11 protein-coding genes are annotated in these 12547 nt (G+C 70.7%); 2 read left to right on the forward strand and 9 right to left on the reverse strand.

The genetic code is table 11. The features are described from left to right. The coding region (gene tmk, locus VF542_RS08110; RefSeq protein WP_408651193.1) for a dTMP kinase at positions 1 to 2048 on the reverse strand (2048 nt) is incomplete at its 3' end. A 182-nt stretch (positions 2049 to 2230) separates the two neighbouring features. Then, entirely contained in the window at positions 2231 to 2722 is a 492-nt protein-coding gene (locus VF542_RS08115) for a MarR family winged helix-turn-helix transcriptional regulator (protein ID WP_408651194.1), read from the reverse strand. A 106-nt stretch (positions 2723 to 2828) separates the two neighbouring features. On the opposite strand from VF542_RS08115, the gene VF542_RS08120 reads away from it, so the two are divergent. Continuing rightward, on the forward strand, positions 2829 to 3641 hold the full coding sequence (locus tag VF542_RS08120) for a trans-aconitate 2-methyltransferase (protein WP_408651195.1): 813 nt from the start codon (positions 2829 to 2831) through the stop codon (positions 3639 to 3641). Beyond that, positions 3641 to 4000 (forward strand): VOC family protein, encoded by a 360-nt coding sequence (locus VF542_RS08125; protein WP_408651196.1) that lies wholly within the window; start codon positions 3641 to 3643, stop codon positions 3998 to 4000. The genes VF542_RS08120 and VF542_RS08125 overlap by 1 nt, the downstream gene beginning before the upstream one ends. 30 nt (positions 4001 to 4030) lie before the next feature. Here VF542_RS08125 and VF542_RS08130 read toward each other — a convergent pair whose 3' ends face one another. The 7 genes from VF542_RS08130 to VF542_RS08160 form a co-directional block, all read right to left on the reverse strand. Further along, positions 4031 to 4405, reverse strand: a complete 375-nt coding sequence (locus VF542_RS08130; protein WP_408651197.1) for a VOC family protein — start codon at positions 4403 to 4405, stop codon at positions 4031 to 4033. Then, on the reverse strand, positions 4402 to 4902 hold the full coding sequence (locus tag VF542_RS08135; protein ID WP_408651198.1) for a DUF1990 family protein: 501 nt from the start codon (positions 4900 to 4902) through the stop codon (positions 4402 to 4404). The genes VF542_RS08130 and VF542_RS08135 overlap by 4 nt, the downstream gene beginning before the upstream one ends. Positions 4903 to 5001: 99 nt before the next feature. Further along, positions 5002 to 7821, reverse strand: coding sequence for a type I DNA topoisomerase (gene topA / locus VF542_RS08140; protein WP_408651199.1), 2820 nt, complete (start codon positions 7819 to 7821; stop codon positions 5002 to 5004). A 187-nt stretch (positions 7822 to 8008) separates the two neighbouring features. Then, positions 8009 to 9601 carry a GntP family permease gene (locus VF542_RS08145; RefSeq protein WP_408651200.1) on the reverse strand — a complete coding sequence of 531 codons (1593 nt, stop codon included), beginning with the start codon at positions 9599 to 9601 and terminating at the stop codon, positions 8009 to 8011. Beyond that, complete coding sequence (locus tag VF542_RS08150; protein ID WP_408651201.1) at positions 9598 to 10098, reverse strand: gluconokinase; 501 nt, start codon at positions 10096 to 10098, stop codon at positions 9598 to 9600. The genes VF542_RS08145 and VF542_RS08150 overlap by 4 nt, the downstream gene beginning before the upstream one ends. 73 nt (positions 10099 to 10171) lie before the next feature. After that, positions 10172 to 10744 (reverse strand): hypothetical protein, encoded by a 573-nt coding sequence (locus tag VF542_RS08155; protein ID WP_408651202.1) that lies wholly within the window; start codon positions 10742 to 10744, stop codon positions 10172 to 10174. A 36-nt stretch (positions 10745 to 10780) separates the two neighbouring features. Further along, a partial coding sequence (locus tag VF542_RS08160) for an FAD-dependent oxidoreductase (RefSeq protein WP_408651203.1) occupies positions 10781 to 12547 on the reverse strand: 1767 nt, incomplete at its 5' end.

The raw sequence follows: 12547 nt of genomic DNA on the forward strand, positions 1-12547 counted from the left end.
GCCGTCTCGGGCCGGCGGCCAGCCGGCTGCGGGCCGGGCTGGCTGCCGGCCTGGGCAGCGGGCAGCACCGCCAGCACCCGGGTGCTGATGGTGGCCGCCAAGTCCTGGATCGGGCGGCTGGCATCGAGCACCAGGTAGCGGTTCGGGTCCGATTCTGCCAAGGACCGGAAACCGGCCCGGACCCGCTCGTGAAACTCCAGGGTCTCGCGCTCGAGGCGGTCCGGCCCGGAGCTGCTGCTGTTACCGGTGCCGGCCTCGGGACCGGCCTCCCGCCGGTGCATCCGGGCCAGCCCGACCTCGGCCGGGACGTCCAGCAGCACCGTCAGGTCCGGCACCAGCTCCTCGGTGGCCCACCGGGACAGCCGCTTGACGTCCTCCAGGGCCAGCGTCCGGCCGGCGCCCTGGTAGGCCAGCGAGGAGTCGACGAACCGGTCGGTGATCACCACCTCGCCACGGTCCAGCGCCGGCCGGATCACCGTGGCGACGTGCTGTGCCCGGTCGGCGGCGAACAGCAGCGCCTCCGAGCGCGGCGAGATCCGCTCGTCCGAATCGAGTACCAGACCGCGGATCTGGCGGCCGACGGAGGTGGCGCCGGGTTCGTGGGTGACCACCACGGTTCGCCCGGTAGCGCGGATCGCCTCGGCCAGCAACGCGATCTGGGTGGACTTGCCGGCTCCCTCGCCGCCCTCGAAGGCGATCAGCACCCCACCGGACTGCAGCCGGCGCCGGCCGGAGGAGTCCCGGCGGAACGCCGTCACGAGGTCAGCGAGCACCGGCACCCCGCTGCGCTCGTCCATCATCCGGTAGGCCAGCACCCCGGTTGCCACGGCCAGCACACCCGCCGCGAGCAGCACGATCCTGGTGCCGTCGACGGTGCCGTCGGTTCCCGGCAGCCGCCGCTGGCCGATGGTGCCGACCAGCACCGGCACCGCTGCCAGCGCCAGGATCATCACCACCCGCACCATGGACTGGATGAAGGCGAAGATCCGGCCACGCATCTCGTCCTCGATCTCCGAGCCGAGCAGCGTGATGCCGGCCAGGTAGCCGACGCCGGCCCCGAACCCGACGCCGAGGACGGTGATCATCGCCAGTACCACGTGCGGCACGACGGCCATCAGCGCCAGGCAGCTGCCGGCCAGCACGATGGCCAGCCCGAACACCCGGCGCCGCGACACCTCGCGGGCCACCCGTGGCCCCAGCGCCATACCGAGGCCCAGGCCCATGAACACCGTTCCGAACAGCATCCCGTAGGCAGCGTCGCCACCGCCGAGGCTGCGGACGTAGGTCTTGCCTGCGCCTACCACCGCCCCGCCGGCCGCGAACGCGCCGAGGATGCCCAGGATCAGCCCGCGCAGCAGACCGGTGGACCGGACGAACTGGGCGCCCTCGGCCAGCATCGCCCAGAGGCTGGGCTGGCTCTCGCGCCGGCCGGCGCCCCGGAAGCCCGAGATCTGCTTGATGAACAGCACTGTCAGCGCGCCGACGAGGAAGGTGGCGGCGTTGAAGTACAGCGCGAGGTCCACCTGGTGGGTGCCGAAGAAGCTGAACCGGCCGGCGAACGCCGTCGAGATCAGCGCCAGCATGCTGAACAGCGCCGCCGCCAGCACCGGTGTGAGCCCGTAGGTGGTGATCAGGCTGAGCTGGTTCGCGGCCTCGAGCTGGTCGCGGCGTACCAGGTTGGGCACCGAGGCGTCCTTGGCCGGATTCCAGAACAGCCCGATGCACTCGATCAGGAACGTCGCGACGTAGAGCACCGGCAGGGACGAGAAGATCGGGATCGCCAGGAACAGGAAGAACCGCAGCAGATCGGTGACGACCATCGTGTAGCGCCGGTCGAACCGGTCGGCGAAGGCGCCCGCCAGCGGCCCCAGGATGGCCGAGGGCAGCAGCCGGACCACCAGCACACCGCCGAGGGCGTAGTTCTGCGCCTGGTAGCCGGTGGCCAGCTGGGTGGCCAGCGCCGTGGTGGCCAGCAGCCCCAGCCAGTCACCGAGGCTGGACAGGCCCGTGCAGTACCAGAGCCGGCGGAAGGCGGTGTTAGCCAGCACGCCGCGGATCGCACCGGAGCCAGACACCATCACGCTGGCGTCGCGGTTGCGCCCGGTGGCATCACCCGCAGTGGCGGCGGATTCGGCTGAGATGGCTCGCTCCTGGTGGTCACTGGTGCTCGGGCGGGTCTCAGCCTAACGGGCCGGCCTGACCATTCCCTGCTCCCACGGGCTGAGCCTTCTCAGCGATCGGCCAGCGTGTGCAGCAGCCGGCGCAGGCCACCGGCCAGTAACCTGCGCTGCGCCGGGGACAGCCCGCCGAGCAGTGCCCGCTCGGAGGACAGCAGCTCCTGCAGGGCCGCGTCCACCCGGCGCCTGCCGAGCGCGGTGAGCCGGACCAGCAGCTGCCGGCCGTCCTCGGGATGCGCCTTCCTGGTGATCAGATTGCGCTCGGCCAGCCGGTCCAGCCGGTTGGTCATGGTCCCCGAGGTGACGTGGGTGGCCTCGATGAGCTGGCCGGGGGTGCGCTCATAGGGATGACCGGACCGCCGCAGCGCGGCCAGCACGTCGAACTCGTGGCTGGCCAGGCCGTGTTCGGCGAAGGCCTGCGCGCGCCGCTCGTCGAGAAGCTGGGCAAGCCGGGCGATCCGGCTCAGGATGTGCAGCGGCTCCACGTCGAGGTCGGGACGCTCGGCGAGCCACGCGGCGGCGATCGCATCCACTTCGTCAGCCATGCCCGGCAGCCTAGCGCAGGTCTCTTGACATCAAGGGATATTCTCTTGATGTCAAGATGTTTTCGGAGCGGATCGTAGTGTTTCGGACTAGCGTGAGGAGCAGCCGTTGTTGCGATGGGACCCGGCGCAGTACGCGAGGTTCAGCGATCAGCGCAGCCGGCCGTTCTTCGACCTGGCCGGCCAGATCGAAGCGGCGCAGCCCGGCCTGGTGGTGGATCTGGGGTGTGGTTCGGGGGAGCTGACCGCGACGCTGGCTTCGCGCTGGCCTGGTGCGGTGGTGCGCGGGCTGGATTCCTCGGCCGAGATGATCGAGCGGGCCACGGGCCTCGCCGGTGGCCGGCTGAGCTTCGCGCTGGCCGATGCGGCGGAGTTCGAGGCCACCGGGGTCGACGTGCTGATCAGCAACGCCCTGCTGCAATGGGTTCCCGGGCACCGGGCGTTGCTGCTTCGGTGGGCGGACCAGCTGGCTGCTGGCGGCTGGCTGGCCTTCCAGGTTCCGGCCAATTTCGGCGCGCCGTCGCACCGGCTGATGCGTGAACTGGCGGGCTCGGCACGCTGGCGAGACCGGTTGGCCGGCGTGCTGCGGCATGAGGACGCGGTGGCCGAGCCGGTGGAGTACCTGGAACTGCTGACGGAGGCCGGCCTGCTGGTCAATGCCTGGCAGACGTCGTACCTGCACGTGCTCAGCGGGCCGGACCCGGTGCTGGAGTGGGTCCGGGGCACCGGTCTGCGGCCCGTCCTGCAGGCGCTGTCCGGAGAGGAGGCAACGGAGTTCACTGCCGAGTACGCGGCACTGCTACGCCAGGCCTACCCGGCCCGGCCGTTCGGTACGGTGTTTGAGTTCCTGCGCGCGTTCGTGGTCGCGCACAAGCCGGCCGCTCGCGAGACGGCTGGTCGCAAGCCGGTGGAGGGGACCTAATGATTCTGGCCCTGGATCACGTGCAGGTGGCCATCCCGGCCGGCGGCGAGGATGCCGCCCGGGCGTTCTACGAGACGCTGTTGGGGATGACCGAGGTTGAGAAGCCGGTGGCGCTGGCTGTCCGGGGTGGCTGCTGGTTCAGCGCCGGCAGCGCCGTGCTGCATCTCGGCGTCGAGGAGCCGTTTGCCCCGGCCCGCAAGGCGCATCCCGCCTTTCTGGTGACCGAGCTGGACGCGCTGCTCGACTCGCTGACCGGCGCCGGCCACGACTGCGTGCGGGCCGACGGCGAGATACCGGGACTGCTGCGGTTTCACACCTTCGACCCGTTCGGCAACCGGATCGAGTTCCAGCAGGCCTAGCCGCCACCTGAACGCTCCAGAACGACCCGGTCAGCCGCCGGGCCGCAACCGGCCATTCGTCAGGTCCACCAGGGTGAGCCGGTTGCCGAACGGGTCGGTCACCACGGCGACCTTGCCCACCGCGATGTCATCCGGTCCGGCGACCAGCGTGCCGCCGGCCTCGGTGATCCTGGCCACCGCGTCCTCGACCGACTCGACCAGCAGGTCGGTCTCGGGGCCGGTGTCGAGTGCCAGCACCAGCTCGGTCTCCGAATCGCCGAACCCCAGGGCCAGCATGGTGTCGGTGCGCCAGAGCTGTTCATGGCCGAGCGCGTCGTGGTAGAAGGCGAGCCCCTCCTCGAGCGAGGGAACCCGCACGACCACGGCGTCCACTGCGCGCAGCAACGGTTCCGGCTGCGATGTCATGCGGATCCGTCCCGGCCGGCGAGCGCCGGGCCAGCGCTCTCGCTGGTGACGATCCTGCGAACGGCCCACAGGTAGCGCCGGTTGACCAGCGCCGCGCCGAGCCGGCCGACCGGACCGGCCAGCCGCATGATCAGCATGTTGGGCCGGGCTCGCGACTCGATGGTCACCACCACCTGATCGTCGGCCGCCCAGTCGACCACGAAGCTCTCCTCACCCTCTTCCGGATGATCGGGCCGGGTCCGGTACCGGAAGCCACGCCGGCGCGGCTCGTCCGCCACCCACACCACGTCACACGAGCCGTGCAGCGCCACCGGGCCGATGCCGAAGCTCAGCCGGATCACGTCGCCTACCCGCACGGTGTCGGTCGGCATGCTCATGCGGACGCCGGCCTTGCGATGCATGCGCAAGCTCAGCACCGCCCGGGACGCCGAGTCGAACGCGGCCTGGCCGCGCCCGACCGTGCCGGAGAACGTCATCTCGTGATATCGGCCTGCCACAGTTCCAGTGTGCCGCACGGACGGAATGCTCCCGCCGACCGGCTCGGTCGATACCGCTAGGTCGATCCAGCGAGGTCGATACAGCGAGGTCGATACCGGCTAGGCGTTCTTCGCCGCCACCTTCTTGGCGGCAACCTTCTTGGCGGCCGTCTTCTTCGCGGGCACCTTCTTCGCGGGCACCTTCTTGGCGGCGACCTTCTTGGCCGCTGATCCAGCGGGAGCCTTCTTCACGGCACGCTTGGTGGCCTTCTTCACCGGCCCGCGGGCCCGCCGGTCTGCCAGCAGCTCCGAGGCGCGTTCGTCGGTGAGCGCCTCCACCGAGTCATCGCGCCGCAGCGAGGCATTGGTCTCGCCGTCGGTCACGTACGGCCCGAACCGGCCGTCCTTGACCACCATCGGCTTCTGCGACACCGGATCGACGCCCAGCTCCTTCAACGGCGGCGCGGCGGCGGCCTGCCGGCCCCGCAGCTTCGGCTGGGCGAAGATCGCCAGTGCCTCGTCCAGGGTGACGGTGAACAGCTGCTCCTCCGACGCCAGCGACCTGGAGTCGGTGCCGCGCTTGATGTAGGGCCCGTACCGGCCGTTCTGGGCGGTGATCTCGGCAGCCTTCCGGTCCTCGGCGTTCGGGTCGATCCCGACCACCCGGGGCAGGGTCAGCAGCCGGGCGGCGTCCTCCAGGCTCAGGGCGTCCAGCGACATCGTCTTGAACAGCGACGCGGTCCGCTCGCCATCGGTCACGTACGGGCCGAACCGGCCGTTCTTGCCGGTGATCTCGCGGCCGGTCTGCGGGTCGACCCCGATCGTGTAGTCACCGGAGGGCGCCGACAGCAGCTCCTGCACCTTCTCCGGAGTCAGCTCGTCCGGTGCCAGGTCGTCGGGCACCGAGGCCCGGCGCTCGGAATCCGCGCCGCCCTGCTGGACGTACGGGCCGTAGCGCCCGACCCGCACGACGATGTCACTGTCGGCCCCGAACAGCTGGATGGAGTTCACGCCCCGGGCGTCGATGTCCTCCAGCCGCTCGGCGATCAGCTTCTTCAGCCCGCCCTGGGCGGAGATCCGGCCGTCATCGGCGCTGCGCTCGCCGTCGCCGATGCCGAAGTAGAACCGGCGCAGCCAGTCCACCCGCGAGGTGGTGCCACCGGCGATCGAGTCCAGGTCGTTCTCGACCGAGGCGGTGAAGCCGTAGTCCACCAGCCGGCCGAAGTGGCCCTCGAGCAGGCCGACCACGGCGAAGGCCACCCAGGACGGCACCAGCGCGGTGCCCTTCTTCCAGACGTAGCCGCGGTCCTGGATCGTCTGCATGATCGAGGCGTAGGTGGACGGCCGGCCGATCCCGAGCTCCTCCAGGGCCTTGACCAGCGAGGCCTCGGTGTAGCGCGACGGCGGGCTGGTCGAGTGCCCGGTGGGTTCCAGCGAGCGCACCCCGAGCCCGTCACCGCGACTGAGCTGCGGCAGCCGCTTCTCGCTGTCGTCACGGCCGGACTCCGTGGAACCACCGGCCGTCGAGTCGGCCGAGTCGTCGGTGTCCTCGACGTAGGCCCGCAGGAAGCCGGGAAAGGTGATGGTGCGCCCGGAGGTGGCGAACTCGGCCCGCTCGCCGGCCACCGAGGTGCCGGCCAGCCGGATCGACATGGTGGTGCCCACGGCGTCGGACATCTGCGAGGCCAGGGTGCGCTGCCAGATCAGCTCGTAGAGCCGGAACTCATCCGAGGACAGCGCCGAGGCCAGCTGGCCCGGGGTGCGGAAGGAGTCACCGGCCGGCCGGATCGCCTCGTGCGCCTCCTGGGCGTTCTTCACCTTGCGGCTGTAGTGGCGCGGCTCGGCCGGCACGTAGGCGTCGCCGTAGAGGTCGCGGGCCTGCGACCTGGCCGCCGTCAGCGCCGTCTCGGACAGGTTCGTCGAGTCGGTACGCATGTAGGTGATGTAGCCGTTCTCGTACAGCCGCTGGGCCACCCGCATGGTGACCTGGGAGGACCAGCGCAGCTTGCGGCCGGCCTCCTGCTGCAAGGTCGAGGTCATGAACGGCGGGTAGGGCCGGCGGCGGTAGGGCTTCTCCTCGACCCGGGTCACCGCGAAGTCGACACCGGCCAGCCGGGCGGCCAGCCCCCGGGCGCCGGATTCGTCGAGGTGCAGCACCTCCGAGGACGCCCGGCCGGTCGCCGGGTCGAAGTCCTTGCCGGTGGCGATCCGCTCGTCGTCCAGGGCGACCAGGGTGGCGCTGAAGGCCTCGGGATCGCCCTGCTTGCGGACGGCCGGCGTGAAACTGCCTTCGATGTCCCAGTAGTTGGCGGTATGGAAGGCCATCCGCTGGCGCTCGCGCTCGACGACGATCCGGGTGGCCACCGACTGCACCCGGCCGGCCGACAGCCGCGGCAGCACCTTCTTCCACAGCACCGGCGACACTTCGTAGCCGTAGAGCCGGTCCAGGATCCGGCGGGTCTCCTGGGCGTCGACGAGGTGGGCGTCGATCTCGCGCGGTTCGGCCACCGCCCGGGCGATGGCGGCCGGCGTGATCTCGTGGAAGACCATCCGGCGCACCGGCACCGACGGCTTGAGCGTCTGCACCAGGTGCCAGGCGATGGCCTCGCCCTCGCGGTCCTCATCGGTGGCCAGGTAGACCTCGTCGGCGTCCTTGACCAGGGCCTTGAGCTTGCTGACCTGCTGCCTGCGGTCAGGGCTGATCACGTACAGCGGTTCGAAGTCGTGCTCGGTGTCGACGCCGAGCCGGGCCCACGGTTTGCCCTTGTAGGCGGCGGGGACATCCGCGGCATTGCGGGGCAGATCCCTGATATGGCCGATGGACGCCTCGACGGTGTACCCGCTGCCGAGGTACCCGCCGATCGTCTTCGCCTTCGCAGGGGATTCCACGATCACCAGCTTGTTGCCGGTGCCCGTTTTCTTCCCGCGTGCCTGTGCCACCACTCGCTCCTGTCTGTGATCACCATCGGTGATCGTGAAGTACCACTATGTTGCATGGTGCTGCGGCGGACGGTACCCCACCCGTGCCTTACCTTGCCTCCAGGATTGCCGGTCGGTCCCCGCAGACTGCAAGCGCATTCACCGGCCGCTGCCAGCCACCGCCGGCCGCTGCCAGCCGCGAAGAGTCTCAGATCACGACGCTGAGAGCCAGCACTACCAGGATGCCGCTCACCGAGAGGATGGTCTCCATGATCGACCAGGACTTGATGTTCTGGCTCACCGACAGCCCGAAGTACTGCTTGGTCAACCAGAACCCGGCGTCGTTGACATGGGAGAAGAACAGCGAGCCGGCCCCGATCGCCAGCACCAGCAGAGACAGGTGCGAGTTGCTCAGCGTCTCGGCGACCGGCTGCAGGATGCCGGCGGTGGTGATCGTGGCGACGGTCGCCGAACCGGTCGCCAGCCTGATCAGGACGGCCACGAACCAGGCGAGCAGCAACGGCGAGATGGTGCTGCCTTCCACCCAGGAGGCGATGATCTTGGAGATGCCGCTGTCGACCAGCACCTGCTTCAGGCCGCCGCCGGCCGCCACGATCAGCAGGATGCCGGCGATCGGCGGCAGCGCCTCGTCGACCGTGGCCGACAGCCGCTCCTTGTCGAAGCCGATCCCGATGCCGAAGGTGTAGATCGCCAGCAGCACCGCCAGCAGCAGCGCGATGAGCGGCGTGCCGATGAAGTCGAGGCTGCGCTTGAGGACCCCCTTGCCGTTCTCGTCCACCACGTCGGCGATCGCCTTGGCCAGCATCAGCACCACCGGCAGCAGCACGGTGGTCAGGGTGACGCCGAAGGACGGCCGGCGCAGTCCCGGCCGCGGCCCGCCGGCTACCAGGTTGTCGGCACTGGCTGCGACGGAACCCGCGCCGGTGCCGGTGCCCAAAGCGGTCCCGGAGCCGGTGCCCAAAGCGGTCCCGGAGCCGGTGGCGGTCGAGCCGGTGGCGGTCCCGGAGCCGGTGGCGGTGGAGCCGGTGGCGGCCGGCGAACGGGTGCCGGCCCGGGCGGTCTCCAGCCTGCCCGGCTCCTCGACCGCCGAACCGAGGAACAGCTCGGGCACCGGCACGTCGACCCAGCGAGCGGCGAGCCGGGAGAACAGCGGGCCGCCGACGATCACGGTCGGCACCGCGACCAGCACCCCGAGGCCCAGGGTCAGCCCCAGGTCGGCGTTCAGCGCGCCGACGGCCGCCAGCGGCCCCGGGTGTGGCGGCACGAAGCCATGCATCGCCGACAGGCCCGCCAGGGCGGGGATCGCCACCCGCAGCAGCGGCAGACCGGAGCGCCGGGCTACCAGCAGGATCACCGGCATCAGCAGCACCAGGCCGATCTCGAAGAACATCGGCAGGCCGATGATCATGCCGACCAGGGCCATCGCCCAGGGCAGCGTCCGCTCACTGGACCGGCCCACGATCGTGTCGACGAGCTGGTCAGCACCCCCCGAATCGGCCAGCAGCTTGCCGAAGATGGCCCCGAGCGCGATCAGGGTCCCGACACTGGCGACGGTGGCGCCCACCCCGGTGCCGAAGCTCGCCACGGTCTTGTCCATGCCGAGACCGGCGATCGCCCCGACCAGCAGCGCCCCGATGGTCAGGCTCAGGAACGGGTTGAGCTTGAGGAACGTGATCAGCGCGATGATCACCGCGATGCCGATCAGGGCGGCCAGGACCAGGCGGGTGTCGTGGCTACCAGAGCTGCCCGCCGCGATCAGGTGCGCTGCAGTGACGGTCACTGGACCTCCTTGAGGAATTGTTCGACGATCTGCTCGGGGCCCAGGGTGAAGTCGATGGCCACGCCGAACTCCTCCGGACCCAGTGGTTCGAGGGTGGCGTACTGGGAATCCACCAGCGAGGCCGGCATGTAGTGGTTGCGCCGGTGGCTCACCCGCTCGGTGACCACCTCCGGCGAGCCGGCCAGGTGCAGGAAGCACAGCCGGTTCGAGGCCGTCCTGAGCACGTCACGGTAGCTGCGCCGCAGCGCCGAACAGGCCAGCACGGCGCCCTCCTGCTCGCCGCGCAACCAGTCGGCGCACCGGGCCAACCACGGCCAGCGGTCCTCGTCGGTCAGCGGGTGGCCAGCCGCCATCTTGGCCTTCAGCTCGGGGGTGTGGAAGTCGTCGGCGTCGGCGAACGGAACGCCGAGCTGGTTGGCAAGGACTCCTCCGACCGTGGTCTTGCCGCTGCCCGAGACACCCATCACGACCACTGTGGGGTGGATGCCGATGTCCATGGACCTGAATGTAACGCCTAGCGGCCCTGGCGCGCGCGGGTCACCCGGGACAGCTGCCGAGCACGCCGGCCGATCAGCCGCGCGGCCAATCCGGCCCGCAGCCGGCTGGCGGCGCGCCGATCAGTTCGGCCAACCGGCGCAACCGTTTCACCGACGTGACCCGCCAGCCGGTGCCCACCCGGCTGCCGACCGCGACCGCGGTGACACCGAGCCTGGCCAGCTGAGCGCCGGCCATCCGGTGCAGCTCGCCGTCCGGATCGGCCATCCGCAGCAGGTAACCGGCCTCCTCGGCCCGGCCGGCGGCGATCGCCCACAGCCGCAACCCGGAGGCGCTCAGCGCCAGATCGGCCGGCGGCCGCAGTGCGGCGCCCCTGGTCCAGCGGAGGGCGTGCTGGCCCAGCCGCGGGGTGATCTCGGTGCGCACCGCGATCAGGTCGCCGGGTGCGGCGGCGGTGTCCGAGGCGAGGTCCCGGTCGGCGAACTCCTCCCGCAGCGCATCGGCCCGCCACTGCTCGGCCACCAGAACCGACAGCCGGGCAGCCGATCCGCCGTCGGCCCGCACCCAGTCACCGCCGGCGAACAGCACGCCGTCCAGGTCCTCGACGAGCGGATCCGCGGCCTCGGCGCCGAACAGGGAGAACTGCATGCCTGGAAGTTTGCCCCAGCTGCCCCCAGTGCGGTGTCACAGCGCCAGGCACAGCCGCCGAGCGTCGTAGATGGCCGCGTGGACGTTGCGGTGAGCGACCGCATCGCCGATCCGGAACAGCCGGTACCGCCCAGCGGGATTGTGCGCTTGGTCCTGCGGGCGCACGGCGACCAGGCGGTCAGGATCGGTCTCACCCAGGTTCACCGATCCGGCACGCAGCTCGGAGTACAGCTCGTCGACGGCAATCGTGCCGTGCTCGACGACGACCTGGTCGACGCATCGCCGCACCTCCGCGTCGGTATAGGCGTTGACCAGCGTCGCGACGAGGTTTCCGTTGCCGCGCCGAACCGACCTCAACTCGTGATCGGGGGTCGCCACGACTCCCTTGGAGTACAACACCCGCAGGTAGTCGGGGTAGATCGTGCCGGTCACCTGGGCGCCGATCATGCGGTCGGGGGTCACGAGTTCGACGGCGACTCCGGCGGTGGCCAGCCGCTCGGCCGCGGTCAGCGCCTGCTCGCCGCCGTGGTCGTCGTAGACGAGTGCCGTCCGGCCGGCGGTCGGCGTCTGGCTCAGCACGTCCCAGGTGGAGGTGAGCAACTCCTCGCCGTCGTCCACCACGCCGGTGTCCGGATAGCCACCCGTGGCGACGATGACAACCTCCGGTGCCAGGGCGAGCACGTCCTGCTTCTCGGCGTAGCAGTTGAGCCGGACGGTGACCCCGAGCCGGCGGACCTCACCGGCCAGCCACTCCGCGATGCCGAGCTTCTCGGCGTGCCGCTGGGTCCGGGCGGCCAGCAGGACCTGGCCGCCGAGCTTGTCGGCAGCCTCCAGCAGGGTCACCTGGTGCCCGCGTTCGGCGCTGACCCGGGCCGCTTCCAAGCCGGCCGGGCCGCCGCCCACGACCACCACCCGCAGCGGCTGGTCGGCCGGCGGTGCGGTGTGCGCGATGGTGGCCTCCCGTCCGGTCGCCGGGTTGTGCAGGCAGAAGGTCTCCACCCGTGAGGCGCAGTAGGTCGCTCCCACGCAGGGCCTGATCCGGTCTTCCTCCCCCGCGAGCAGCTTGGCGACGATGTAGGGATCGGCGATGTGTGCCCGGGTCATCCCGACCATGTCGGCGTAGCCGCCACGCAGGGCGTGCCGGGCCGTCGAGAGGTCCGCGATCCGCCCCGCGTGCAGGATGGGCAGCTCGACCTCCTTGCCAATGGCGCCGGCCACCGAGAGACTGCCGCCGAGGGGGCGTCCGAAGACCGGGATCAGGTCCGACAGTTCCCGGTCGGTGTTGCCGGATCCATAGACCACCGAGAAGAAGTCCACCAGGCCGGTGGCCGCCGTCGCGGTCGCGATGTCGATGCAATCGGACTGGCCCAGCCCGTTGCGGGCACCCTCGTCGCCCGGAATCCGCATGCCGACCACGAAGTCCGGACCGACCTGGCGCCGGATCTCGGTCAGGACGAGTTGCCCGAATCTCAACCGGTTCTCCAGGCTGCCCCCGAACTCGTCGGTGCGCTGGTTGGTCCGTGGTGACCAGAACTGATCGATGAGATGACCCGCCATGGCGGCTATCTCGACCCCGTCCAGGCCACCCTCGCGAGCCAGCCGGGCGGCATCGCCGTACGCGCGGACGATGCGGTCGATGTCCAGCCGCTCGATCGGCTTGGGAAAGCTGCGGTGCGCCCGCTCGCGAACCCCGGAGGGACTGACCGCAGGCAGCCAGCGGTCGATGTCCCATTGCGACCGGCGCCCGAGGTGGGTCAGCTGGATCATCACCGCCGCACCGTGCCGGTGCATCCGCTGCGAGAT

This window comes from Jatrophihabitans sp. (genome assembly GCF_036389215.1).
Classification (GTDB): domain Bacteria; phylum Actinomycetota; class Actinomycetes; order Mycobacteriales; family Jatrophihabitantaceae; genus Jatrophihabitans_A.